Genomic DNA, 25,466 nt, shown 5'->3' on the forward strand with positions numbered 1-25,466 from the left:
GCGCACAGGTTCAGCCGCCAGCCCCGCGCACATAGTCGAGCAAAGCGCGGGTTGATCCGTCTTTGCCGTCTGCGCTCTTCTCCCCTGCAAGCAGCGGAGCCAAAGTGTTGGCCAATTCCTTGCCAAGCTCTACCCCCCATTGATCAAAGGAATTGATGCCCAGGATCACCCCCTCGACAAACACCCGGTGCTCATAAAGGGCAATGATCTGACCCAGCACATGCGGTGTCAGCTTGGGATAGACCAGTGTGGTTGAGGGCCGGTTGCCCGGAAACACCCGGTGCCGCGCCTGACGTTCCAGCTCAGCACCCTCATAGCCCTTGGCCCGCATCAGCGCGCAGGCTTCCTCCAGGCTGCGGCCGCGCATCAGCGCCTCGGATTGAGCCAGGCAGTTCGCCACCAGTAGCTTGTGGTGATGTGCCAGCTCCGGCTCATGCCCTTGGGCGGCCACCAGAAACTCGGCAGGAATAACCGACGTGCCCTGATGCAGCAGCTGATAAAACGCGTGCTGGCCGTTGGTGCCGGGTTCCCCCCAGACCACCGGGCCGGAGGGATATGGCAGCACCGTACCATCCATCGCCACCATCTTGCCGTTTGACTCCATCTCCAATTGCTGCAGATAGGCCGGCAGCCGCCGAAGCCGCTGGTCATATGGCAGCACCGCGCGGGTCGGATGGCCGCAGACCTGCCGGTGCCAGATCCCGGTCAACGCCAGCATTACCGGCATGTTCTGCTGCCAGGGCGCGCTGCGGAAATGGTCATCCATCGCTTTGGCGCCGGCCAGAAAGGCGCGGAAATTCTCCGGCCCGACAGCCAGCATCAGGCTCAGTCCGATCGGCCCCCAGACCGAATAGCGCCCGCCGACCCAATCCTCAAAGCCGAACACATGCTTGCGCGGAATGCCAAAGGCGGCTGTTTCCTCCTCAGAGGTCGACAGGGCCAGGAACTGCTGAGCAGGATCGCCGCCGCCCGCCTCAACCCAGCGCCGCGCCGTCGCCGCATTTGTCATGGTTTCAATGGTGGTGAAGGTCTTGGAAGCAACGATCACCAACGTTGTTTGGGGATCAAGCCGTTGCAGGATGTCGTGAATATGCGCGCCATCCACGTTGGACACAAAATGGCAGCGCGGCCCGTCATGATAGGGTGCCAGCGCCAGCGTCGCCATGACCGGCCCCAGGTCTGAACCGCCAATGCCGATGTTGACCACGTCGGTAAACGTGCCGCCCGGCCCCTGCATAACGCCAGAGCGGACATCGGCGGCCAGTTTCTCCATCCGCACAAGCGTCTTGCGCAAGGGTGCCCGGATGTCTTCACCTTCAACCAGCAGCTCCGGCCCGTTCGGATCGCGCAGGGCTGTGTGCAGAACCGCACGCTGTTCCGTTTCGTTGATCCGTCCGCCCTGGAACATTGCCTCACGCTTGGCGGCAACACCGCGTTCACCGCACAAAGCAGCCAGAGCGTCCCGAACCTCACCGGTTATCAGGGTTTTAGAGTAATCAAACAAAAGGTCCCCGAACCGGACGCTGAAAACATTTGCACGCCCCGGATCCTTTTCAAACAGACTGATAATGTCTGCGCTGCAAATCCCAGATTGCAGCGTCTTCAAAGCAGTAAACATTTCTACCTTTCCAGTATTCAAGGCGCCCAATGAACTGACGCCTCGGATAGAACAGCTTGAATCGGGGCATTTTCCGGCGGCAGCGACATCGCCTGCTCCAGGGCCTTTCGCTTGGCTTCGCCGAAGATCACCAGATGTTTGGCAATCGCCCCATCCAGCACTCTGGCCGTCAGGCTGATCCGCGCCTCGGGCTGGCTGTCCGGCCGCATCACCGCCAGCGGCGGAGCGTCCGCGGCCAGCGCCGCCTCAATTCCGGCAGTACCGGGAAACAGCGAAGCCGTATGCATATCCTCACCCATGCCCAACAGCAGCACCGACAGCGGCAATTCCGGCACAACCACGCTTTCAAGCTCTGCCAGCACGTCTTCCGGTTCCCGCTCCGGAACATGGAACGGAAGGAGCTGCGCGCTCGCAGCCCGGTTCTGCAGCAGCCGCTTGCGGATCATCGCCGCGTTGGAGCGGGCATGCTCCTGTGGCACCCAGCGTTCGTCCGTTGCCATGACGTGCACCCGGTCCCATTCGATGTCCGCGGCGCAAAGATCGTCAAAGATCAGCCCCGGCGAGGTGCCGCCCGCAACCGCAAAGGACACCGTGTCGTGATGCAGCAGATGGGTTTTCAGATCCCCGGCGATTTCATTTGCAACTTCAATCGCCAGCATGTCCCGATCAGGATATTCGTTGAATTTCATGGGTTGATCCCCCTCCATTCCCGCCCGTCGCGGCGCATCAGCAAATTGGCATCCTCCGGCCCGGCGGTACCGCTAACGTAGGGTTTAGGCACATCGCCGCGGGATTTCCAGCCCTCAATTACCGGATCGGTCCAGGCCCAAGCCGCTTCGACCTCGTCGCCCCTCATAAACAACGTCTGGTTGCCGCGCACAACATCCATGATCAGCCGTTCATAGGCATCCGGCGGGTCGCCGCCCTCTGGCCCAAGTGCCTCGGCAAAACTCATGTCCAGCGGCACATCGATCAGCCGCATCCCGCCCTGCCCCGGTTCCTTGATGGTCACGCTGAGCGTAATGCCTTCATTCGGCTGCAGGCGGATCTTCAGGTGGTTGGCGTGACGTCCGGCTTCTGCCCCGAAGATCGAATGCGGCGCGTCCTTGAACATCACGTTGATGACGGACGATCGGTTCACCAGCCGCTTGCCGGTCCGCAGATAAAACGGAGTCCCCGCCCACCGCCAATTGCTGATATGCGCCTTCAGCGCCACATAACTTTCGGTGGTGCTGCGCGGGTTGCCGACCAGCCCGCGGTAGGACGGATGCGGCGCCTCCGGGTCCAGACTGGCCTGATACTGGCCGCGCACGATGTGGTGCGGCTCCACCGGTTCCATCGCCCGGATTACCTTCAGCTTCTCATCGCGGACCGCATCAGGGTCGAACTTCGCGGGCGGTTCCATCGCGATCAGGCACAGAAGTTGCATAAGGTGGTTCTGCATCATATCGCGCATGGCGCCCGCGCGCTCATAATACTCCTCGCGCCCTTCAACACCGACGGTTTCCGCCACGGTGATCTGGATGTGATCCACGTACTGGCTGTTCCACAAGGGCTCAAACAGCATGTTGCCGAACCGGACCGCCATCAGGTTCTGCACGGTCTCCTTGCCCAGATAATGATCGATCCGGTAAATCTGGCCTTCGTCAAAATGGCTCGCCAGCGTCCGGTTCAGCTCTCTGGCTGTCTCCAGATCGTGGCCAAAGGGTTTTTCCACCACGATCCGCGTATCCCCGTTGGCCAGACCGTGCCGGTGCAAACGCTCTGCCAGCGGCCCGAACAAGCCCGGTCCGACCGAGAAATAGAACACACGGACCGGCACATCGGCCGCCGGGCGCAGCTGGCGGCTCAGCTCCGGCCAGCCCTCTTCGCCCAGGGCATCCAGCGCCACATAGCTCACCCGCTCCAGAAACGCCTCCAGCGCGCCGCCGCCGCAAGCCTTAGGCCCTGCATGGGCGCGCAAAGCTTCGGCCACAACGGTCCGGTACTCTTCGCTGGTCAGGCTGCTGCGTGCAGCACCGATGATCCGCTCATCGCCGGACAGCTGGCCGGCGCAATGTCGCCGGAACAACGCAGGCAGAATCTTGCGCTGCGCCAGATCGCCCGTGCCGCCGAAAATCACCAGGTCAAACGGGTCGACCGGTATTACACGCGAAACCATGTTGTTCTTCCTGTCTCCGCCGGTGCAGTCGCGGCACACCGCCGCTCACATCCCTGTCATGTGCCTGCCCGGCCGCTTTCATTTCCCGCCCAGTATAAGGTAGCTTGCCGCGAAAGGAACTGCCCCGAAGGACATCCGCATGAAAGACCTGCAAAAATCTGCCGCCAACCTAGGCAAGTTCCAAGACGCCTTTGTGACGGCAGACGGTCAGCAGCGCGCCTCCGTGCCGCTCAGCCATCCGGAAACCCTTTGGTTCAATACCGGCACTCTTTGCAATATCGAATGCAGCAACTGCTACATTCTCAGTTCTCCGACAAATGACGCGCTGGTCTATCTGGCAGAAGCGGAAGTGCGGGACTACCTGGACCAGATTGCAGAGCGCAACTGGCCCATCCGGGAAATCGGCTTCACCGGCGGCGAGCCTTTCATGAACCCGGAAATGATCCCGATGGCCCGCGCCGCGCTGGAACGCGGGTTTGAGGTGCTGATCCTGACCAACGCCATGCGCCCGATGATGCGCAAGACGGTCAAGGCGGGATTGCTGGCCCTGCGCGAAAACTACGGTGACAAGCTGACCCTGCGCATATCGGTTGACCATCACAGCGCCGAACTGCACGACAAAGAACGCGGTGCGGGCAGCTTTGCCAAGACCATCGAAGGCATGGAATGGCTGCGGGACAACGGTTTTGCAATGGCCGTGGCAGGCCGCACCGTCTGGGGCGAGAGCGAGGCCGAGGCCCGCGCGGGCTATGCCGCATTATTTGCCGAACACGGCTTTGCCATCGACGCACAGAACCCCGGCCAGACCGTGCTGTTCCCCGAAATGGACGAAACTGTCGAAGTCCCTGAAATCACAACCGCGTGCTGGGGCATCCTGAACAAGTCGCCTGACAGCGTGATGTGCGCCTCCTCCCGCATGGTGGTCAAACGTAGGGGTGCAGACGGTCCTGCAGTGCTGGCCTGCACCCTGCTGCCCTATGCACCGGAGTTCGAGATGGGCGCGACACTGGCCGAGGCCGAGCGCCCTGTGCAGCTGAACCACCCCCATTGCGCCAAATTCTGCGTCCTTGGCGGTGCCAGCTGTTCGGCATAAGCGCGCACCCACAGGCAAAGCAGCTTTGACCTGACCGCGGCAGGATGGCACCATGATGCCATATTGTCTGCTAGGGTTCTGTCATGCGTTTTCTGATTGCTCTGTTTCTGTGCCTTATTCCCATCGCGGCTTCAGCACAGAACCGGATGGCCCTGGTCATTGGCAACAACAGCTATTCCGACGTTCCCGTTCTCGCCAAGGCCCGCGCAGACGCGCGGTCCATCGGCACCAAACTGAATGAGCTGGGATTCACCGTCACTACTGCGCTGGACCAGGACCGCCGCGGACTGAACAAGAAAATCTCTGAATTCACCGCCCGTCTGGAACCCGGCGATGCGGCCTTTGTCTTCTTTGCCGGCCACGGGGTGGAAATTGACGGCGAGAACTACCTGCTGCCCACGGACATTGCGGCCCCCAGCGCTGGCGGCAGCGACTTTGTGAAATCCGAATCCATTGCCCTATCGGATCTTCTGGACCGCGTCCGCAAGACCGGCGCGCGCTCTGCCGTGGTGGTCATCGACGCCTGCCGCAACAACCCGTTTGAACTGGTCGAGGGCCGCAGCATCGGCACCACCCGCGGCCTTGGCCGGATTGCGGCACCGCAAGGCACGTTCGTGATCTTCTCCGCCGGCGCAGGCCAGCTGGCGCTGGACCGGCTGAACGAGGACGACACAGCGGAAAACTCGGTCTTCACCCGTGCGCTGCTGCCGCTCCTGTCGGAACCGGGGCTGGAGCTGCGCACGCTGGTTGCAGGGCTGCGGCGCGAGGTGCGCGATCTGGCGCTGACCGTCCAGCACCGCCAAGTGCCTGCTTATTATGATGAAATGCTAGGGGAATTCTATTTCACGCAGGCCGCCTTGCCCGCCGAACCTGCGCCCTTGCCTGCAAACACAATGCAAACGGATTTTGAGGTCGCCCGTTCGATAGGAACCCAGCAGGCCCTCGATAGCTTCCTGGAACGCTACACGGGCCGCGAGGACGAATATACCTACACAGTTGCCTTGCAGCTAAGGCAGGGGCTGGAAACCGAACAAGCGCAGGCGGAGCCACCTGCCCGGCAAACGCCCGAAACCCCTGACGTTCCGGTCATCCCCGACTCCAAGGCGGTGATGCGCGACACACAGGCAGCGCTGAACGAAATCGGCTGCCAGTCTGGCCGCCCCGACGGAATTGCCGGTCCGCGCACCCGCAGCGCCTTTGCTGCCTATCTGGCAGCGTCGGACAGCAATCTCGGCGCCGATGATCTGGGCACCGCACACGCGCTGGAAGAACTGCGCCAAAAGTCGGGGGAAATCTGCAAACCTGCGCCCAGAACTGCCTCCGCCCCGGCACCTGCCCCAACAAAAGCCGCTGCTCCGCTGGCAGGCGCCTGGAAGTTCAAGGCAACCTGCGCCCTGGTGGTCAAGGTCACGGGAAACGTCCACTACACCCATGCAGGCGGCAACAAATACCACGGGCGGTTCAGCGATTCACTGGGTCAGAACGCCAACACTGAGGTCTTCCTGAACGGCCAGCAGATCAGCGGCACGGATTATTTTCCCGGCATCACCGTCACCTGGCGCGGCCGTCTTGCCGCGGACGGGCGCAGTTTCACCTCCAGCGGCTCCACCGGCTGCGCGGTCTATGCCTGGCGCTGATCCGGCTCAGTGGGTCTGGTCAGTGGATCTGGAACTCTCCGACCACGTTGCGCCATTCGCCGGGGCCGATCATCTTGCGGTGATTGAACCGCACCGAATGCAGCGGCCCTTCGATTTCGCGATGCCAGAATTCGATGAACTCAAACAGCCGCGGGTGGTCCGGCGCCAGGTCGTATTGCTGCCAGACAAACGTATTCAGAACATGGATATGATCCGGCATGTGATAGGTGAATTCTGCCGTGGTCAGCCCGTATCCCTTGAGCATCAGCTCGGTTTCGCTGGTCTCCATCTCTAGCCTCCAATTCTTACCCCCTCTGATTGATGCTAGGCTGCAATTGGTTAATTTCCTCAAAAACAGTGCGTTACCGATGCGTGAACAGCAGGTTTCCAGCTTTCGGGGGCTGTGTGCTTGCGCCCCATATACGGTCTCTGATAGGGTGCGAACACAATATATAGACCCAGAAGAAAGAGCGGGCAGCCAACGTGAGCGATACGCCGGAAACTCCTGAAAACATGGACGAAAACCTGCCGGAACGCCCGGCCTATGACGGGCCGACCGTTTCCATCGAAGCCGAGATGCGCAACTCTTATCTCGACTATGCGATGTCGGTCATCGTCAGCCGTGCAATTCCGGACCTGCGGGACGGTCTGAAGCCGGTTCACCGCCGCATTCTCTATGCGATGCACGAATCCGGCAACAGCCATGACAAGGCCTACCGCAAGTCGGCCCGTCCGGTCGGCGACGTGATGGGTAAATACCACCCGCACGGCGACAGCGCGATCTATGACGCGCTGGTGCGGATGGCGCAGGACTTCTCGATGTCGCTGCCGCTCTTGGACGGCCAAGGCAACTTCGGCTCGATGGACGGCGACAACCCGGCGGCCATGCGTTACACCGAAGTGCGGATGGACAAGCCGGCCGCCTTCCTTCTGTCTGACATCGACAAGGAAACCGTCGATTTTCAGGACAACTACGACGGCAAGGACCGCGAGCCCACCGTGCTCCCGGCCCGCTTCCCGAACATGCTGGTCAACGGCGCCGGCGGCATCGCGGTCGGCATGGCCACCAACATCCCGCCGCACAACCTGGGCGAAGTGATCGACGCCACTCTGGCCCTGATCGAGGATCCGGATCTGACCAGCGAACAACTGATCGACTACATCCCCGGCCCCGACTTCCCGACCGGCGGTGTGATGCTGGGCCGCTCTGGTGCGCGCAAGGCGTACCTAGAAGGCCGCGGCAGCGTGATCATCCGCTCCAAAACCCGCGTCGAAGAGATCCGCAAGGACCGCTATGCCATTGTCGTGGACGAGATTCCCTATCAGGTGAACAAGGCCGCGATGATCGAGAAGATCGCCGAGCAGGTCCGCGAGAAGAAGATCGAGGGCGTCGCCCATGTGCAGGACGAATCCGACCGCAACGGCGTGCGGGTTGTTGTTGAACTCAAACGCGACGCCACGCCCGAGGTGGTGCTGAACCAGCTGTTCCGCTTCACCCCCATGCAGACTTCCTTTGGCTGCAACATGCTGGCCCTGAACGGCGGCCGGCCGGAACAGCTGACCCTGCGCCGGTTCCTGACCTCCTTCATCGACTTCCGCGAGGATGTCGTTGCCCGCCGCACTGCGCACCTGCTGCGCAAGGCCCGCGAGCGCAGCCACATCCTGTGCGGTCTGGCTGTGGCGGTCTCCAACGTCGATGAAATCGTCGCAACGATCCGCTCCTCCGCGGATGCGGCTGAAGCGCGTGAAAAACTGATGACCCGGCGCTGGCCAGCCGCTGATATTGCGGATTACATCCGCCTGATCGACGATCCGACTCATAAGATGAACGACGACGGGACCTATAACCTGTCTGAAACCCAGGCCCGGGCAATCCTGGAATTGCGGCTGCAGCGCCTGACCCAGATCGGCGTCAAGGAAGTCACCGACGAACTGGAAGAACTGGCAGCCAAGATCAAGGAGTACCTTGAGATTCTGTCCTCGCGCGAGCGCATCATGGGCATCATCGGAGATGAACTGCGCGAAGTTCGTGACAACTTCGCCGTGCCGCGCCGAACCGAGATCGTCGACTGGTCCGGCGACATGGAGGACGAGGACCTGATCGAGCGCGAGGACATGGTCGTGACCGTGACCTCCGGCGGCTACATCAAGCGCACCCCGCTGGCCGACTTCCGCGCCCAGAAACGCGGCGGCAAGGGCGTTTCGGGCATGCAGACCAAGGAAGAGGACGTGATCACCACCCTCTTCGTGGCCAATACCCATACCCAGCTGCTGTTCTTCACCACCGATGGCATGGTCTACAAGCTGAAGACCTGGCGCCTGCCGCAGGGCGGCCGCACCTCCAAGGGCAAGGCGATCGTCAACATCCTGCCGATCCCGACCGGGGTTTCCATCGCTGCCATCATGCCGGTCGATGTGCCGGACGAAGAATGGGAAAACCTGCAGGTTGTCTTCGCGACCTCCGGCGGCGACGTGCGCCGCAACCGCCTGTCGGATTTCACCAATGTCCGCCGCAACGGCAAGATCGCCATGAAGCTGCCGGAAGACGGCTCCGTCAAACTGGTGAACGTGCGCATCTGCTCGGAAGATGACGACGTGATGCTGTTCACCAATTCGGGCCGCGCCATCCGCTTCCGCTCCACCGACGTGCGCGTGTTCAATTCGCGCGAGTCCACCGGCGTCCGCGGCATCAAGCTGACCGGCGAGGACGATGTTGTCTCGATGTCGGTGATCCGCCACTCCAAATACACACCGGAGCAGCGCACCGCCTACCTCAAGATGCGCCGCGCGATGGCCGGTCTGACCGACGATGCCGAGGCTTCGGATGAGGACGCGCCCGAGGATCCGAACTTCTCGACCGAGCTTTATGCAGAAATGTCGGCAGCGGAGAACCTGATCCTGACCATCACCACCGGCGGCTCCGGCAAACTGTCGTCCTCGCACGACTACCCGGTGCGCGGCCGCGGCGGCATGGGCGTCACTGCGATGGACAAGGCGATGCGCGGCGGCGAGATCGTGGCGTCCTTCCCGGTTGAGATGGACGACCAGATCATGCTGGCGACCTCCAAGGGCCAGTCGATCCGGGTTCCGGTCGATGGCATCTCCTTCCGCTCGCGCTCTGCCGGCGGGGTTCGGGTATTCAACACCGGCAAGGGTGAAGAAGTCGTCTCTGTCGCCTGGATTGCTGAGAACGGCGAGGAAGAGGACGGCGGCGAGGAATAAGCCCCCTCTCAACCCATCCCATTGAAAACATTGAACGCCGTCCCGTTGCCGGGGCGGCGTTCGCAGTGTTAACGGCCCCCTAACAGATCTTAGGTATTGTTACGGCAAGTTCTGATTTCTCATGAAGGGAAGACCCCAATGAACTTGTACCACTGCTCCATCGACCTGCATCACGAGGCCAAGGCGCTGAGTTTTGCCAGCGCGGTCGATCAATGGATGGGCTATCTGCAGGAACGCGGTGTGGTCCAGGGCTGGCGGCTGCTGCGCCGTAAGCTGGACATGGCCAGCGACAATTGCCGCGATTTCCTCCTGGAAATCGAATTCAAGGACATGACCCAGCTTGATCAGGCCTTCCGGGTTCTGGGCGAGCATGACGAGGAGGTTGAGAAGCTCTATTCCCACGTCAGGGCTTTGATCGCCACCGCGAACATCGGCCTTTACCGGCCCTTCCCGGATCCGGAACGGGCGGAGCGTATGGCGCTGATCTGACGGGCAGATGCCTCAGACCAGGGTGGTTCCCAGCACGTAACTGGCAAAAATCAGGTAGGCGACGGCTGTATGCATCAGATTACTCTCTTACTCACACCCCCAAGGATTAAGAGAATACTGTTAAAATGCGGCATTTTCGGGGCAGCGGGATTTCCGCTGCCGCCAGAGGGCCTTAGCCGTAGTTCAAACCCGATTCAGAGATCGTAGAGCAAGCTGAACTTCTCTTCGAGATAGGCCAGCAGAGGCGCGTGTCCCGGCTCCATGCCGGAGGCGTGCCTGATGGTTTCGCGCGGGCTGCGCAGGCCGCCGTGCTGCTGCAGGTTTTCCTTCAGCCACGCGGTGGCGCCGTCGGTGCTGCCCTCAGCCAGCTCTGCATCCAGTCCCGGCACATCCCGGCGCAGCGCCTGGTACAGGCAGCCGGCATAGACATTGCCCAACGTGTAGGTCGGGAAGTAACCGAACAGGCCCACCGACCAGTGCACATCCTGCAAACAGCCGTTCGACGGTTTGTCGACGGCATAACCGAAGTCCGCCTCGAACCGGTCGTTCCAAGCCGCTTCCAGATCCTTCACCGCCAGATCGCCGCTCATCAGCGCGCGCTCCAGGCCGAACCGCATCATGATATGGAGGTTGTATTGCAGCTCATCCGCTTCTGTCCGGATATAGCCCTTATGCACCGCATTCACGGCAGCATAGAAAGCATCCGCGTTCGCAACACCGAAATCGCCAAAGGCGTCCTTCATCTCCTCAAACAGCCAGCCGGTAAAGGCGCGGCTGCGGCCGATCTGGTTCTCGTAAATCCGGCTCTGGCTTTCATGTACCCCCATCGACACGCCGCTGCCCAGCGGCGTCAGCAGGTAGTCGCGGCTGATGTTCTGCTCATAGGCCGCGTGGCCGACCTCATGGATGGTGGAATAGAAACAGTTGAACGGATCAGTCTCGCTGGTCCGGGTGGTGATCCGCACGTCCAGTCCCGCGCCGGAACAGAACGGATGCACTGCCTTGTCGACCCGGCCATGGGACATGTCATAGCCGAACTGCCTGGCGAGCTTTCGGGTCAGCTTCATCTGCGCGGCTTCATCAAAGGTGCCGCTCACGCCCTTCGGCGCGGGTTTCTCCAGCACCTTGGCGCGCAGTTCCACCAGTCCGGGGCGCATGTTATCAAAGATCTCCGCGATTGCGGCCCCAGTCATGCCATGCTCATAGTCCTCGACCATGGCGTCATAGACATCACCGCCCGCCGCCAGCGCCAGTCCCTCCTCGCGTTTCAGCGCGACGACTTCCTCCAGCACCGGGACAAAGGCTGCCACATCCTCATCCGCCCGCGCCGCAGCCCATTGGCCCTGCGCGACAGAAGTCACCTGGGCGATCTTCTTGGCCAGATCGGCGGGCACCTTGACGGTGCGCTCATAGCTGCGGCGGATTTCGCGCAACTGCGCCTCTCCTGCCTCATTGGGGGCAACCGCTTGCTCCAGCCACTCCGCCACCCGCGGATCGCTGCGGCGGGCGTGCAGCACCGCCTCCATCGCGGCCATCTCCTCGCCCCGCTGCGGCGCCGCCCCGCGCGGCATCATGGTTTCCTGATCCCAGCCCAGACGGCCCGCAATCTGCCCCAGCGCCTGGGTTTCGCGCTGGAAGGCCATCAATTCGTCAAATGCGCTCATAATTCAATGATCCTTGATCGAGGTTGCAATGGGATAGGCAGACAGGAACCGGGCACGCAGGATCAGCACCCAGACGCCCACAGCCACCAGCTGGTGGGTAATCGCGGCGTGCAGCGGCGCGGCGTATACCACGGTGATGATCCCCAGCAAAACTTGCACGGAGAGCGCCGCGAAAACGGCATTGAACGCGAAACGGGTCCGCGCATGGGCCGAGTTGCGTCCGCGCAGCCAGGCGACCACAGCAAAGGCAAACAGCAGATAGCCTGCCACCCGGTGAATGAACTGCACCAGACCGGGGTTTTCAAAGAAGTTCTTCCACACCGGGTCGATCATGAAGGGTTTCGGCGGGATCACCTGCCCGCCCATCAGCGGCCAGTCGGTATAGGAGCGGCCCGCGTCAATCCCTGCGACCAGAGCGCCCAGCAAAATCTGCAGGAAGGCGAAGTGCATCAGTCCGGTGGACAGGCTGAACAGCTTTGCCTCCTTGGCGCGGCGCGCCTGCATCAGCTCGCGCTCCTCGCGGCCCAGCATCAGCACATACCAGGCGATGAAGCCGAGGATTACGAACGCGAGCCCCAGATGCACGGCCAGCCGGTAGGAGGCCACCGCGGTCATCCCCTCGCCCTGCGTGACGCCAGAGGCCACCATCCACCAGCCGATGGCGCCCTGCACGCCGCCGAGGAGACCAGGCAGCAGCAACCGGCCGGTCCAGCCCGCCGGGATCTTGCGTGCGGCGAAGAAACCAAAGAACCCAACCGCCCAGACCACGCCGATGAAACGGCCCAGCTGGCGGTGGCCCCATTCCCACCAGTAGATCGATTTGAAATCAGACAGTTCCATCCACTGGTTCTGGATGCGCCACTGGTCGATTTCCTTGTACTTGTCGAACTCTGCCTGCCACTCGGCTTCCGACATCGGCGGGACAGCTCCAGTCACGGGACGCCATTCGGTGATCGACAGGCCGCTGTCGGTCAGGCGCGTCAGCCCGCCCACAACGATCATCGCAACCACCAGCGCAAACAGCACCATCAGCCAGGCGCGGATCGCCTTGCGGGCGCCGCCGCGGCCTCGGTCGATCAGCCCTGGCTGGACCGCAGGCGCGTCTTTTTTCTCGCCCTCAACCTCTTCGAAAATGCTGCGCTTGCTCATGCTTGCCTCTTTGTCTGTGGTGCCAAGCTAGGGGCGGGTTATTCAAAGGTCCAGAGCGGCTTACTCGCCGCCGCGCTCTTTCCAGCGGACCATCTGGCGCATGATCCCGTGCAGCATCTGCACGTCGCTGCGGGTCATCCGCATCCGGCTCCACAGGTTGCGCAGGTTGGTCTTCATGCCCTCGGCCTTTTCCGGCGGGAAGAAGAAGCCCGCCTCATCCAGCCGGTCCTCGTAGTGCTCCACCAGTTTCTCGACCTCGACACCAGTGGCCCATTCGCCCTTGCGGCCCAGATCAGTGGTTTCATGCAGCACTTCGCTGGACTGGCGCATCCATTCGTATCCGGTCAGCAGCACGCACTGGCCCAGGTTCAGCGAGGCGTAAAGCGGGTTTACCGGCACCGAGATAATGGCGTTGGCCTTGGCGATATCCTCGTTCTCAAGGCCCGCACGTTCGGGGCCGAACATCACAGCGACCTTCTCGCCCGCCGCGATCTTCTCGGCGGCAATCTGCATGGCGCGTTCAGGGCTGTAGACCGGCTTGGTCAGACCGCGCTGGCGGGCGGTGGTGGCAAAGACATAGGTGCAGTCGCCCAGCGCCTCCGGCACATCCGCACAAAGCTGCGCCTCGTCCAGCAGCCGCCCGGCACCAGAGGACATCGCCACCGCCTTGGGGTTCGGCCAGCCGTCGCGCGGCGCCACGATGCGCATCCGGTCAAGGCCGAAGTTCCACATCGCCCGCGCCGCGGCACCGATATTCTCGCCCATCTGCGGGCGGACAAGGACAAAGGCGGGCTGGGGCGTATCGGTGGGCATCGTATTCTCCGGCAAAATCGGCACTGCTGTACTGCCCGCGCGGCTGCGGGGCAAGGTCCAGCGCGGGTTTGGGCTTCATTTACCGGGGCTTCACCGCCGCAAATCCTTGCGTCCTGCAAGAAATCGGCTAAACACCGTCCAATCGCCTGAACAATGGAGCACCGCCATGGGAAGCCCTGCTGACGCACCGGAGCAGCCGCAGATCTATCTGATCTCCCCGCCGAGTTTCGAACTGGGCAAATTCCCCGGCCAGCTGGCGCGGGTGCTGGATGAGGTCGACGTAGCCTGCGTGCGCCTAGACATGGCGAGCCGCGATCAGGACACCCTCAGCCGCGCGGGCGATGCGCTGCGCGAAGTGACCATGGCGCGCGACGTGGCGCTGGTGATCTCTGACCACCAGATCCTGGCGGAACGGCTGGGCCTGGACGGCGTGCATCTGACCGATGCGTCGAAATCCATCCGCACCGCGCGCAAGGCGCTGGGGCCGGATGCGATTGTCGGCTGTTTCTGCGGTGCCTCTCAGCATGACGGTATGGTTGCCGGCGAAGCGGGCGCGGATTACGTGAGTTTTGGTCCGGTGGGCACCTCCGGTCTGGGGGATGGCGCACAGGCAGAGGCGGATCTGTTTGAATGGTGGTCCAAGATGATCGAGGTTCCGGTGGTGGCCGAGGGCGGCCTGACTGAGGATCTGGTGCGCGGCATCGCACCCCATACCGATTTCTTTGGCATCGGCGATGAGATCTGGCACGCGGAAGACCCGCTGGCGGCGCTCAAGGTGCTGATGCGGGCGATGGGCTGACCTGCTCCTGAGCCATTTGGCAGGTGTTTACAGAAACACCCGCTCCACAAACCAGTAGCCGCCGATCATCGCGATGGTGACAGAGGCCGGGATCGCCACCCGGCCGCGGTACTTCGGATGCCGTCCGAACCACAGGCGCACGCCAAGGTAGGCGGCTGCAATCACCGCCAGCTGGCCCAGTTCCACCCCGACGTTAAAGCCGATCAGCGCAGGCAGGAACTGGCTGGCAGGCAGGCCGAATTCCCCCAGCACGGAGGCAAAGCCCAGCCCGTGCAGCAGGCCAAAGCCGAAAATCACAAAGCTGCGCCATGTGTGCAGCTTGCGGGCAAAGATGTTCTCGACCGCGACAAAGACAATCGACAGGGCAATCAGCGGCTCGACAATGGCGGGGTTCACATCGACCATGCCCAGCGCGCCCAGCGCCAGCGTGATGGTATGTGCCACGGTGAACAGGCTCACTTGCAACAGCAGCGGTTTCACCCGCGGACTGAGGAAGAACAGCCCCAACACAAACAGGATATGATCCAACCCCTTGGGCAGGATGTGGGTAAAGCCGACGGGAATATACTCCATGAAGGCCTCAACCGGCGTTTTGGCCGCGCCGCCGTCCAATGGGATCGGCGGTGAGGTCTCTCCGCCTTGCAGGTATCCCGTATACGGCTCCTCCACCCCGTTCTGCCGCAGCACCACGCCGCCGGAGCCTGCGGGCCAGGCAATGCGCAGTGTCCTTGTTCCGGGCGGCACGCCACCGGTCAGTTCCAGGTAGGAGGCGCGCGGCAGGCTTGCATTGCCGACCTCGGGAATAGTGATCTTTGCGACATCCAGCGCAACCGGGCTGCCAGCCTGCACGGAAAACGTCTCCAGCCATTCCTCTGCAAACAGCTGCACCATCGGTTCCAGTTCACTGGCACCCAGCGCGCGCAGTTCATCATAGTCGGCAGCCTGGGCGGTCTGGTTGGTGTCCGTCAGCCCATCGAGGTTGATACCCGCGACAAAAGCCTCGACGTTCAGGCGCAGTTCCAGCGTGATCTGCCCGTTCTTGACCGTGAAATCGGCAATCGCCGGCGTGACCTCATGCGCGCGGGCTGGCAGCACTGCTATTGCAACCACGCAGAACAGCAGCGCAAATAGGCCTTGCAGCCACGTTAAGCCGCGCCTGACAGCCAAGGACCCCTTCATGCAATACCGCCTGTTCTGCTCAATTCTCTGTGCCGGGCTAACCCTTGGGGCCGTGCCAGTGTTATCCCACGAGTTTTGGATTGAGCCGGAGAAATATCAAGTGGAATCCGGGGAAGCGGTGGTGGCACGGCTGCGAAACGGGCAAGAGTTCAACGGTGCCGAGCAGCCCTATCTGGATCACCGCATCGCACGGTTCGAGGTTTTTCAGGGCGGACCTGCCATGCTCTACCTTGGCCGGATGGGCGATATGCCTGCCTTTGCCGGCAGCACCTTGCAGAACGGGCTGGCCGTGCTGATCCACCAGACCCGGCCGCAGACCATCACTTATGACAGCTGGGAGGAATTCCAGGCCTTTGTTGATCACAAAGCGTTTGGCGATATCCGCACACAGCATCAGGCGCGCAGCCTGCCGGACGCGGGATTCGTTGAGCAGTACACCCGCTATGCCAAGGCGCTGGTTGCCATTGGCGATGGCAAAGGGGCGGACCAAGCCACCGGGCTGGAGACCGAGATCGTGGCCCTGGCCAATCCCTATACGGACAGCATGGCAGACGGGCTTCGGGTCCGGGTTCTGTATCAGGGCGCCCCGCGGGCAGAGGCGCAGGTCGAGATTTTTGCCAAGGCCCCGGATGGCACTGTCGCCATCACGACCCAGCTGACGGATGCGAAGGGAGAGACCATCGTCCGGGTTGCCCCCGGGCACAGCTACCTGCTGGACTCCGTGGTCCTGCGCCCTGCCCCGGCAGGCGAGGATTTCGTTTGGGAAAGCCTGTGGGCGGCCCTGACATTCGCGGTGCCCGCCCGGTGAAGCCGCTTGCAGAGGCCTGCCAAAGGCGGCAATAGGTCGATATGACACAAGCCCCTAACTCTCAGACACCCGCCATCCTGTGCATCGGGTCGGTCCTGTGGGACATCATCGGCCGCTGCACCAGTGAAATGCAGCGCGGATCGGACATGCCCGGGCGCATCACCCGGCTGCCCGGCGGCGTCGCCATGAACATCGCCATGACCCTGTCGCGCTTTGGCGTGAAGCCCGCGCTACTGACCGCCGTGGGCCGCGATCCCGAAGGCGACGAGCTGATCCATGCCTGTGGGCATTTCGGCCTGATCACCGATCACATCTACCGCTCAGAGGACCTGCCCACCGACCGCTACATGGCTGTCGAGGGCGCCAACGGGCTGATTGCCGCCATTGCCGATGCGCATTCGCTGGAGGCTGCTGGAGACAAAATCCTGCGCCCGCTGTCCGACGGTTCGCTGGGCACCGAGGCCGCACCCTATGAGGGCCAGGTGGCGCTCGACGGCAACCTGACCCTGTCGCTCTTGGATGACATCGTCGCCAGCCCGGCCTTTGCCAAGGCCGACCTGCGCGTGGCGCCTGCTTCGCCGGGCAAGGCGGAACGGCTGCGCCCGTTCCTCACCCGCACACGCGGCACGCTTTATGTGAACCTGGAAGAGGCCGGCATCCTGTGCCAGGCGGAGTTCACCGACAGCGAAACCGCCGCTACAGCGATGCTGGACCGTGGTGCCGCACGGGTGCTGGTCACCGATGGCGGTTCCTCTGCCACCGTGGCCGATGCCGAGGGCACCATCACCCTGCACCCGCCCCGCGTTACCGTCGCCCGCGTGACCGGCGCAGGCGATACTTTCATGGCCGCCCATATCGTTGCCGAGGCACGGGGCGAAGACCGCAAGACCGCTTTGGCCTCAGCCCTCAAGGCTGCGGCAACCTACGTTTCAGGAGAACCCCCGCTTTGATCGATATTCAGTATTCGTCCGAGGTTCTGGCTGCAAAGGCCGATGGACAGGCAATCGTTGCGCTGGAAAGCACCATTATTACCCACGGCATGCCCTATCCACAGAATGTCGAGGTTGCCGCACAGGTGGAGCAGGACATCCGCGATGCCGGCGCCGTGCCAGCGACCATGGCGGTGATCGACGGCGTGCTGCATGTGGGGCTGGAGCCCGAACAGCTGCAGGCGCTGGGACAGGCCAAGGGCGTAGCAAAAATCTCGCGCGCCGATATGCCCGCCTGCATCGCAACTGGCGGCACCGGTGCGACCACCGTAGCAGCCACCATGATTGCGGCGCGGCTGGCAGGGATTTCCGTCTTTGCCACCGGCGGCATCGGCGGCGTGCACAAAGGGGCTGAGACCTCTTTCGACATTTCCGCCGACCTGATGGAGCTGGCGCAGACCCCGGTCACCGTTGTGGCTGCAGGCGCCAAGGCGATCCTGGACCTGCCGAAGACCCTGGAAGTGCTGGAAACCCAGGGCGTGCCGGTGATTGCCTACGGGCAGGACAGCTTCCCCGCGTTCTGGTCGGCCCAGTCGGATCTGAAGGCACCGCTGCGCATGGACACCCCTGCTGATATCGCCCGTGCCCACGCCACCCGTCAGGCCATGGACCTGCCCGGCGGCCAGCTGGTGGCCAACCCGATCCCGGCAGACGCCCAGATCGCGGCAGAAGACCTGGCCCCGGTCATCGCCCAGGCCCAGTCCGAAGCAGATGAACAGGGCGTTGCGGGCAAAGATGTGACGCCCTTCCTCCTGTCCCGTATCTTCGAGCTGACCGAAGGCCGCTCGCTCACCGCGAACATCGCACTGGTGCGCAACAACGCGCGGCTGGCGGCAAAGATCGCACAGGAACTCAACAATCTCGCACAATGAGTTGATTTTTGGGGCGGAAACCATTGCTCCGCCCCAAAACAGTGCCTAGGTTCCACGCGGAATTCCTGGAAAACTGATCTATGACCACGCCATTCGACGAAGAACCCCAACGCCGCCGCGGCCTGTTCGCCAGCCTGCGGGCCTCCTTCTTTACGGGCATCGTCGTGATCGCGCCGGTGGGGCTGACCATCTGGCTCTTGTGGTCTGTCATGGGCTGGATAGACAGCGTGGTGCTGCCGCTGGTGCCGCACACGTTCCGGCCTGAGCAGTATATCGGCATCAACCTGCGCGGCGTCGGGCTGATCATCTTCCTGCTGTTCACCATTATCGTCGGCTGGATTGCCAAGGGCATCATCGGCCGCTCGCTGATCACTTTTGCCGAAAGCCTGGTGGACCGGATGCCGGTGGTGCGGACGGTCTATTCCGGCATCAAGCAGATTTCCGAGACGGTTTTTGCCCAGTCCGAGCGCAGCTTTGAAAAGGCCTGCCTGGTGCAATATCCGCGCAAGGGCATCTGGGCGATCGGCTTTATTTCCACCTATGCCAAGGGTGAGATCGCCAAGCGGGCCGAAACCAGTGGCGGGCTGGTCAGCGTCTTTCTCCCGACCACGCCGAACCCCACATCCGGCTTCCTGCTGTTTGTGCCGGAGGAGGACGTGATCGAACTGGACATGACGGTGGAGGACTCGGCTAAACTGGTGATCTCGGCAGGCCTCGTCTACCCGAACCCCAAGGACCCCACCAAGCCAGTGGAAAACGGCAAGAAGCCGAAGGTTCTGGAAAAAGAAGACGCCTAGCCGAACATTGCCGGCAGATCAGCCGAAGAACGCACCCCAAGGTTTTCCCGGTTCTGGGTCAGAAACCCCTCTGCCGCATCCCGTCCTGCCTGCTTCAGCCGTGCCAGGATCTGCGGCACAGGGAACAGCTTTGTGGTGACCGACAACTGCGTCATCAGATCATCGTCAGCGATCATATGCACCCGCACCTCTTTCATCCGCCCCTGCTGAATAGTGCCATCCGCCAGCAGCCGCTGCACGAAATTGATCGCCCTGAGTTCCCGCAGCAGTGACGAATTGAAGCTGATCTCGTTCACCCGGTTGCGGATCTGCTGCGGGGTCTTGGGGATATCCTCCCGCTCCAGCGGGTTGATGTTCACAATCACCACATCCCCCGGCAGCGCGTCGCGGAACAGCGGAAACAGCGCCGGATTGCCGGTATAGCCGCCGTCCCAATAGGCCTCCATCCGGCCGGTTTCAGGGTCCTCTATCTCCACCGCCTGAAACAGGTCCGGCAGGCAGGCAGAAGCAAGAATGGCGTCCGTGCTGATTTCCTCCCCCTCGAAGATGCGGATCTTGCCGGTCCGCACGCAGGTTGCACAGATGAACAGCTCCGGCCCTTCGCCTGCACAGACCTCGGCAAAATTGAATGTCTCAACCACTTCGCGCAGCGGGTTCTTGTAGAACGGACCGTAGTGATAGGGGGAGATCACCTGGCTGAGGCTTTCCAGCGGCGAAAACGGCATCGCCGCCTCCAGCGCGCCTGCCCAGGCTACCGCGTCAAACCGCGTGAGCCAATGATTGAACCGCATGTCGCCAACGGCGCCCATTTGCGCCCATAGCCCAGCCAGCGCCGCCTTGGCACCCGCGCGCCCGTCCTGCACCATGCCGGCCTTGAACGCAGCGCCGTTCAGCGCCCCGGCGGAGGTCCCGGTGATCCCGGAAACCTCGATCCCTTCGTCCTCCAGCAGCCGGTCGAGCACCCCCCAGGTGAACGCCCCGTGCGCGCCGCCGCCCTGCAGGGCCAGATTAATCCGTGTCACCACATCCCACCTGCCAGTTTCACCTTTATGAAAATACTCCGGGGGTGAATTGCCCCGTCAGGGCAAGAGGGGGCTGGCCCCCTCCCGCCTGCGCCGCACGCGCTTACAGCGCGGTCCAGCCGCCATCGACACTGATGGTTGTGCCGGTTATCTGCGCAGCCGCATCGGAGCACAGGAACACCGCGGTGCCGCCCAGCTGCTCCACCGTTGCGAACTCGCGGCTTGGCTGGCGCTCCAGCATCACCTTCTTGATCACCTCTTCCCGGCCCATGCCGTATTTCTCCATGGTATCGGGGATCTGCGCCTCCACCAGCGGTGTCAGCACATAGCCCGGACAGATCGCATTGCAGGTGATCGGCTCCTCCGCGGTTTCCAGCGCCACTGTTTTAGTCATGCCCACCACCCCGTGTTTGGCGGCCACATAGGCGGCCTTGTAGGGCGAGGCTGTCAGCCCGTGCGCTGACGCAATAATTACGATCCGGCCCCAGCCTGCTGCGCGCATCTTGGGCAGCGCTGCCGCCATTGTGTGGAAGTTCGAGTTCATGTTGATGGCGATGATGGCATCCCACTTTTCCTGCGGAAACTCGTCGATCGGCGACACGTGCTGGATGCCCGCATTGTTGATCAGGATATCGCAGGCCCCAGCCTTTTCGATCAGCGCGCGGCAATCGGCGCCCTTGGACATATCGGCCTGAACGTACTGGGCCTTGACGCTGAACTCACGGGCGAGTTCCGCTGCCAGCGCGTGATCCTCCTCGCGGTCGGTAAAGGAGTTGAGCACCACATTGGCCCCTGCCCGCGCCAGTTCGCGTGCGACCCCCAGGCCAATCCCTGAATTCGATCCGGTGATAACGGCGGTCTTGCCTTGCAATGTCATCGCGTCCTGCCCCTTGGCTGATTGAAACTGCCGCTACTGTGCCATGCTGCAGATGCAAAAGAAACGCGTAAGACTACGGATGCTGCTGCTGCCCAAAGCCGCCATTTCCATCGCAGGAAAAGTAAAGAAACGGGCAGAAAAAAACGCCCGCACAAGGCGGGCGTTAGTTATTGAGGCAGGTTTCATACAGGCAAGAAACCTATCGAGCAGTGACCCCTTTATAAGCAATTTCCGGCTTTCGTCCAAGCTAAAAGTTTGAAAAGACGAAAAAGCGCACGTAGCGTGCGGAGGCAAGAAAATAAGGGCAGAGCGGGATTGTTGTGAATCAGCGAAAAGAAAATTTCCGGACTCTTCGCGCGGCACTGGCTGGAATCACCCTGGCAATTACCGCGAATTATGCGCTGGCAGAATCGGCCCATGGCATAGCTATGTACGGCGACCCTGCGCTGCCACCGGATTTTGTGTCTTTACCCTATGCGAACCCGGACGCACCGAAGGGCGGCAAGGTTGTGTTCGGCAACACCGGAGGTTTTGACAGCCTCAATCCGTTCACCCTTAAGGGGACCTCTCCCTGGCAGCTTCGGTTCTGGGGATACGAGAGTCTGATGGGCCGCTCCTGGGACGAGCCTTTCTCCCTTTACGGTCTTTTGGCCGAATCGATTGAGGTTCCGGAGGACCGCTCCTGGGTCGAATTCACCCTGCGGCAGGAGGCCCGATTCTCTGACGGCAGCCCGGTGACCGTCGACGATGTGATCTGGTCCTACGAGACATTGGGCACCAAAGGCCATCCGCGTTACCGCGGATTTTGGACCAAGGTGGAGTCCATCGAACAGACCGGGCCGCGCAGCCTCCGGCTGACCTTCAACGTCGAGGACCGCGAGCTGGCGCTGATCGCCGGCCTGCGCCCGATCCTTCAGAAGGCCCAGTGGGACGGCATGGAATTCAGTACCGATGAAGTCAAAGGCGCGCCCATCGGCACCGGCCCTTATGTGGTCAACGCCTATGAGCCCGGCCGCTTTGTCACCCTCACCCGTAACCCGGGCTATTGGGGCAAGGATCTGCCTCTGCGCCTCGGCACCCAGAACTTTGATGAGCTGCGCATCGACTTCTTCGGCGATGAAACGGTGCTGTTCGAGGCCTTCAAGGCGGGCGAGCTGAGCGCGGTGCGCGAGTTCAATGCCGACAAATGGGACAGTGTTTACAGCTTCCCGGCGATCAACCGCGGCGACGTTGTCAAAAGCGAAATCCCGCATCAGCGCCCTTCCGGCATGACCGGGCTGGTGATGAACACCCGCCGCGCACCGCTGGACGACTGGCGCGTGCGCGAGGCACTGCTGCTGGCCTTCAATTTTGAATACATCAACGGCACCGTGACGGGGGGCGCCCAGCAGAGGATCTCCTCCTATTTCTCCGGCTCAGTTCTGGGGATGCGCTCTGGCGCCGCTGAGGGAAAGGTGCGCGCGCTTCTGGATCCCTTTGCAGACAGCCTGCTGCCCGGCACGCTGGAGGGCTACACCCTGCCCCAAGGTGACGGCAGCAAGCGCAACCGCGGCAATTTGCGCAAGGCGATGAAGCTGCTGGCAGACGCAGGCTGGACCGTAGCCGATGGCGTTCTGCGCAACGCTGAGGGCACAGTGATGGACCTCAGCGTGCTGATCCGTCAGGGCGACGGCGAGATGAAAACGGTCACCGAAATCTACGCCCGCGCGCTGGAGCGGCTGGGCATCACCCTGACGGCTGAGACCGTGGACAACGCCCAATATGCCGAACGGGAAAACGCCTATGACTTCGACCTCACCCGGTTCCGCCGGGAACTGTCGCTGAGCCCCGGCAATGAGCAGCGGTACTATTGGGGCAGCGAAGGCGTGGACCAGCCCGGCAGCCGCAATCTGATGGGCATGAACAGCCCGGCAGCAGAGGCGATGATTGACGCAATGCTGACCGCAACCGAACCGGAGGACTTCGCCGCCGCGGTGCGGGCGCTGGACCGGGTGCTGACCGCCGGGCGCTATGTCATTCCGTTCTGGAGTTTCGACACCGGCCGCATCGCCCATGTGAAAGAGATGCGTTTCCCGGACAGGCTTCCGATTTATGGCGACCGCACCGGGTTCATGCCAGACGTCTGGTGGTATCAGGCAGACTGACCATTCTGCGGAGCCCAAACCCGCCCTGCGGAGTTGACAGAAAAACTCTATTTCCATAATTCACGAATTATGGAAATAGAACTGTCAGATAAACTCGCCGCTTTGGCGCACCCGAACCGGCTGGCGCTGTTCCGGCTGCTGATGCGGCGCTATCCGGATGGCGTGCCGGCAGGTGAGATTGCAGAGGCGCTGGATTACAAGGCAAATACCGCCTCAGCCTATCTGTCAGCCCTGAAACACGCCGGATTGATCACCCAGCAGCGCAGCGGCACATCGCTGATGTATGCCGCTGACCTGACGGGGCTGCGCGGCATGTTTGACGGCCTTTTGTCGGGTTGCTGCCAGAACCGCCCTGATATCTGCAACCCCGCGGCAGCCGCAGCAATGCCCGCGCCAACGGTTGAACACCCGTTGAATATCCTGTTCATCTGCACTGGCAATTCGGCCCGGTCGCTGCTGGCGGAGGCAATCCTGACACAGGAGGGCGGCGGCAGGTTCCGCGCCTTCTCGGCCGGAACCCTGCCCGCGCATGCCCCCCGTCCGGAGGTTCTGTCCATGCTGGAGGCCAAAGGTCTGGACACAAGCAGCCTGCAGTCCAAGCCTCTGGACCAGTTCTCCGCACCCGATGCGCCGAAGATGGATTTCATCTTTACCGTCTGCGACCACGCAGCAAATGAGGAATGCCCGGCCTGGCCCGGCCAGCCGATGAGCGCCCATTGGGGCCTGGCCGATCCGGTCAAGGCCGAGGGCACAGACGCCGAACGCCGCCTTGTCTTTCAGCAGGCCTATGGGCTGCTGCGCAACCGGATCAAAGCCTTTGCGGCGCTGCCCTTTGATACGCTTGACCGAATGTCGCTGCAGCATCAGCTCGACGGTATCGGCCAACTGAATTCACCCGATTGAAACAAAAGCACGGACTCATCACATGAACATCCTCGTCCTCTGCACCGGCAATTCCGCGCGCTCCATTCTGCTGGAGTCGATCTTCAACACGCTGGGCGCGGGCCGCACCCGCGCCTTTTCGGCCGGCTCCAACCCAACCGGCAAAGTACATCCGCAGTCGCTGGTGCTGCTGGACGAACTGGGCCACGACGTGTCTGGTGCGCGGTCCAAGAGCTGGGACGAATTTGCCGCCGCAGATGCACCGGAGATGGACATCGTGATCACTGTCTGCGCCTCGGCCGCGGGTGAGACCTGCCCGGTCTGGCCCGGCGCGCCGGTGCGTGCCCATTGGGGGGTCGAGGACCCGGCGGCAGCAGAACAGCCCGATTGGGACGCCGCTTTCCGCACCGCCTATACCATTCTGGAGAAGCGCGCCAAGGCGCTGCTGGAGCTGCCTATTGAAACCATGGCGGCGGCAGAGCTGTCCGAACAGCTTAAGAAGATTGGAGAGATCGCATGACCGCGCAAAAGCTGCTGGCCGAGGGGCTGGGCACCGCCATGCTTCTGATTGGCGTCGTCGGCTCCGGTATCATGGCGGAGACCTTGGCGGACGGGAACGTGGCGCTGGCGCTCTTGGCCAATGCCATCGCCACCGGCTGTATGCTCTACGCAATCATCACCACGCTTGGCCCCGTATCCGGCGCCCATTTCAACCCGGCGGTCACCTTGGCCTTTGCACTGCGCGGCGAGCATTCCTGGAACGCTGTCGCCCCTTATGTCCTGGTGCAGATCGGTGGCGGCATCCTCGGCGTCTGGGCCTGCCATGTGATGTTCGACCTTGCAATCCTGCAAAGCTCAGCCACAATGCACCGCACCGGCACCGCGCAGTGGTTCTCTGAGATCCTGGCCACATTCGGCCTCTTGTTCGTGATCTTCGGCGGCTTGCGTTCAAGACCAGAAGCGGTGCCTGCACTGGTCGGCCTTTACATCACGGGCGCCTATTGGTTCACCTCTTCGACCAGCTTCGCCAACCCTGCCGTCACCATAGCGCGCGGCTTCAGCGACACCTTTGCGGGCATCTACCCGGGCCACATCCCGATGTTCATCCTGATGCAGCTTATTGCGGTTGGCATTGGCCACCTGGTACTGCCCAAGCTATTTGCATCTCGCTGACAACCAGCAGAAATCCGCTTACGGATACCGCCCCAAGCCGGCACCTTGGGGCGGACGTTACAAAATCTCACAAAAAGT

Annotated in this window: 24 protein-coding genes; 14 read left to right on the forward strand and 10 right to left on the reverse strand. The window is 62.3% G+C overall.

What is annotated here, in order from left to right; genetic code table 11:
* Window positions 1-10: 10 nt before the first annotated feature.
* The 3 genes from pgi to zwf are packed head-to-tail and all read right to left on the reverse strand — an operon-like array spanning window position 11 to window position 3,779.
* Entirely contained in the window at window positions 11-1,618 is a 1,608-nt protein-coding gene (pgi, locus tag RA26_RS09835; RefSeq protein WP_039183232.1) for a glucose-6-phosphate isomerase, read from the reverse strand.
* A gap of 17 nt (window positions 1,619-1,635) precedes the next feature.
* On the reverse strand, window positions 1,636-2,307 hold the full coding sequence (gene pgl, locus RA26_RS09840; protein WP_039183235.1) for a 6-phosphogluconolactonase: 672 nt from the start codon (window positions 2,305-2,307) through the stop codon (window positions 1,636-1,638).
* Window positions 2,304-3,779, reverse strand: a complete 1,476-nt coding sequence (zwf, locus tag RA26_RS09845; protein ID WP_039183238.1) for a glucose-6-phosphate dehydrogenase — start codon at window positions 3,777-3,779, stop codon at window positions 2,304-2,306. The genes pgl and zwf overlap by 4 nt, the downstream gene beginning before the upstream one ends.
* Window positions 3,780-3,918: 139 nt before the next feature.
* Between zwf and RA26_RS09850 the strand changes: the two genes are divergently transcribed.
* Both RA26_RS09850 and RA26_RS22080 read left to right on the forward strand, forming a co-directional pair.
* Complete coding sequence (locus RA26_RS09850) at window positions 3,919-4,872, forward strand: radical SAM protein (RefSeq protein ID WP_039183242.1); 954 nt, start codon at window positions 3,919-3,921, stop codon at window positions 4,870-4,872.
* Between the two features lie 83 nt (window positions 4,873-4,955).
* On the forward strand, window positions 4,956-6,509 hold the full coding sequence (locus RA26_RS22080; protein ID WP_052272366.1) for a caspase family protein: 1,554 nt from the start codon (window positions 4,956-4,958) through the stop codon (window positions 6,507-6,509).
* A 19-nt stretch (window positions 6,510-6,528) separates the two neighbouring features.
* On the opposite strand, the gene RA26_RS09860 is transcribed toward RA26_RS22080, so the two are convergent.
* Complete coding sequence (locus RA26_RS09860; protein WP_039183244.1) at window positions 6,529-6,798, reverse strand: usg protein; 270 nt, start codon at window positions 6,796-6,798, stop codon at window positions 6,529-6,531.
* 224 nt (window positions 6,799-7,022) lie between these two features.
* On the opposite strand from RA26_RS09860, the gene gyrA reads away from it, so the two are divergent.
* Window positions 7,023-9,731: a DNA gyrase subunit A gene (gene gyrA, locus RA26_RS09865; protein WP_039183247.1), complete on the forward strand. Its 2,709-nt coding sequence runs from the start codon at window positions 7,023-7,025 to the stop codon at window positions 9,729-9,731.
* A 138-nt stretch (window positions 9,732-9,869) separates the two neighbouring features.
* Complete coding sequence (locus RA26_RS09870; RefSeq protein ID WP_039183249.1) at window positions 9,870-10,220, forward strand: DUF6614 family protein; 351 nt, start codon at window positions 9,870-9,872, stop codon at window positions 10,218-10,220.
* Window positions 10,221-10,414: 194 nt separating this feature from the next.
* Here the strand turns inward: RA26_RS09870 and RA26_RS09875 are convergent, their stop codons facing one another.
* The 3 genes from RA26_RS09875 to RA26_RS09885 are packed head-to-tail and all read right to left on the reverse strand — an operon-like array spanning window position 10,415 to window position 13,846.
* Window positions 10,415-11,884 carry a carboxypeptidase M32 gene (locus tag RA26_RS09875; RefSeq protein WP_039183251.1) on the reverse strand — a complete coding sequence of 490 codons (1,470 nt, stop codon included), beginning with the start codon at window positions 11,882-11,884 and terminating at the stop codon, window positions 10,415-10,417.
* A 3-nt stretch (window positions 11,885-11,887) separates the two neighbouring features.
* Window positions 11,888-13,033, reverse strand: a complete 1,146-nt coding sequence (gene ctaA, locus RA26_RS09880; RefSeq protein ID WP_039183254.1) for a heme A synthase — start codon at window positions 13,031-13,033, stop codon at window positions 11,888-11,890.
* A gap of 60 nt (window positions 13,034-13,093) precedes the next feature.
* Window positions 13,094-13,846, reverse strand: coding sequence for an RNA methyltransferase (locus tag RA26_RS09885; RefSeq protein WP_039183257.1), 753 nt, complete (start codon window positions 13,844-13,846; stop codon window positions 13,094-13,096).
* 166 nt (window positions 13,847-14,012) lie between these two features.
* On the opposite strand from RA26_RS09885, the gene RA26_RS09890 reads away from it, so the two are divergent.
* Window positions 14,013-14,645 (forward strand): thiamine phosphate synthase, encoded by a 633-nt coding sequence (locus tag RA26_RS09890; protein ID WP_039183259.1) that lies wholly within the window; start codon window positions 14,013-14,015, stop codon window positions 14,643-14,645.
* Between the two features lie 27 nt (window positions 14,646-14,672).
* On the opposite strand, the gene RA26_RS09895 is transcribed toward RA26_RS09890, so the two are convergent.
* The gene (locus tag RA26_RS09895) at window positions 14,673-15,824 is read right to left on the reverse strand and encodes a HupE/UreJ family protein (protein WP_039183262.1); all 1,152 of its coding nucleotides are present in this window, start codon (window positions 15,822-15,824) and stop codon (window positions 14,673-14,675) included.
* Between RA26_RS09895 and RA26_RS09900 the strand changes: the two genes are divergently transcribed.
* The 4 genes from RA26_RS09900 (at window position 15,823) to RA26_RS09915 (ending at window position 19,290) form a co-directional block, all read left to right on the forward strand.
* Window positions 15,823-16,632: a DUF4198 domain-containing protein gene (locus RA26_RS09900; RefSeq protein ID WP_039183265.1), complete on the forward strand. Its 810-nt coding sequence runs from the start codon at window positions 15,823-15,825 to the stop codon at window positions 16,630-16,632. The two genes, RA26_RS09895 and RA26_RS09900, sit on opposite strands and share 2 nt — an antisense overlap.
* Before the next feature lie 41 nt (window positions 16,633-16,673).
* Window positions 16,674-17,582 carry a PfkB family carbohydrate kinase gene (locus RA26_RS09905; protein WP_039183268.1) on the forward strand — a complete coding sequence of 303 codons (909 nt, stop codon included), beginning with the start codon at window positions 16,674-16,676 and terminating at the stop codon, window positions 17,580-17,582.
* Window positions 17,579-18,493: a pseudouridine-5'-phosphate glycosidase gene (locus tag RA26_RS09910; protein ID WP_039183271.1), complete on the forward strand. Its 915-nt coding sequence runs from the start codon at window positions 17,579-17,581 to the stop codon at window positions 18,491-18,493. The genes RA26_RS09905 and RA26_RS09910 overlap by 4 nt, the downstream gene beginning before the upstream one ends.
* Before the next feature lie 80 nt (window positions 18,494-18,573).
* Window positions 18,574-19,290, forward strand: a complete 717-nt coding sequence (locus RA26_RS09915) for a DUF502 domain-containing protein (protein ID WP_039183274.1) — start codon at window positions 18,574-18,576, stop codon at window positions 19,288-19,290.
* Here RA26_RS09915 and RA26_RS09920 read toward each other — a convergent pair.
* On the reverse strand, window positions 19,287-20,315 hold the full coding sequence (locus RA26_RS09920) for a patatin-like phospholipase family protein (protein ID WP_039183277.1): 1,029 nt from the start codon (window positions 20,313-20,315) through the stop codon (window positions 19,287-19,289). The genes RA26_RS09915 and RA26_RS09920 overlap by 4 nt on opposite strands.
* Window positions 20,316-20,415: 100 nt before the next feature.
* A complete protein-coding gene (locus RA26_RS09925; RefSeq protein ID WP_039183280.1) occupies window positions 20,416-21,189 on the reverse strand; it encodes a 3-hydroxybutyrate dehydrogenase in 774 nt (257 codons plus the stop codon).
* A gap of 52 nt (window positions 21,190-21,241) precedes the next feature.
* On the opposite strand from RA26_RS09925, the gene RA26_RS22950 reads away from it, so the two are divergent.
* The 5 genes from RA26_RS22950 (at window position 21,242) to RA26_RS09945 (ending at window position 25,388) form a co-directional block, all read left to right on the forward strand.
* Window positions 21,242-21,448, forward strand: coding sequence for a hypothetical protein (locus tag RA26_RS22950; RefSeq protein WP_206540430.1), 207 nt, complete (start codon window positions 21,242-21,244; stop codon window positions 21,446-21,448).
* A gap of 169 nt (window positions 21,449-21,617) precedes the next feature.
* Window positions 21,618-23,333: an extracellular solute-binding protein gene (locus tag RA26_RS09930; RefSeq protein ID WP_241482623.1), complete on the forward strand. Its 1,716-nt coding sequence runs from the start codon at window positions 21,618-21,620 to the stop codon at window positions 23,331-23,333.
* 69 nt (window positions 23,334-23,402) lie between these two features.
* Window positions 23,403-24,236: an arsenate reductase/protein-tyrosine-phosphatase family protein gene (locus tag RA26_RS09935; RefSeq protein WP_039183286.1), complete on the forward strand. Its 834-nt coding sequence runs from the start codon at window positions 23,403-23,405 to the stop codon at window positions 24,234-24,236.
* A gap of 22 nt (window positions 24,237-24,258) precedes the next feature.
* Window positions 24,259-24,735 carry an arsenate reductase ArsC gene (locus tag RA26_RS09940; RefSeq protein ID WP_039183289.1) on the forward strand — a complete coding sequence of 159 codons (477 nt, stop codon included), beginning with the start codon at window positions 24,259-24,261 and terminating at the stop codon, window positions 24,733-24,735.
* Window positions 24,732-25,388 carry an aquaporin gene (locus tag RA26_RS09945; protein ID WP_039183290.1) on the forward strand — a complete coding sequence of 219 codons (657 nt, stop codon included), beginning with the start codon at window positions 24,732-24,734 and terminating at the stop codon, window positions 25,386-25,388. Before RA26_RS09940 ends, RA26_RS09945 begins: the two co-directional genes overlap by 4 nt.
* Window positions 25,389-25,466 lie beyond the last annotated feature (78 nt).

This window comes from Leisingera sp. ANG-M7 (genome assembly GCF_000813965.1).
Taxonomy (GTDB): Bacteria; Pseudomonadota; Alphaproteobacteria; order Rhodobacterales; family Rhodobacteraceae; genus Leisingera.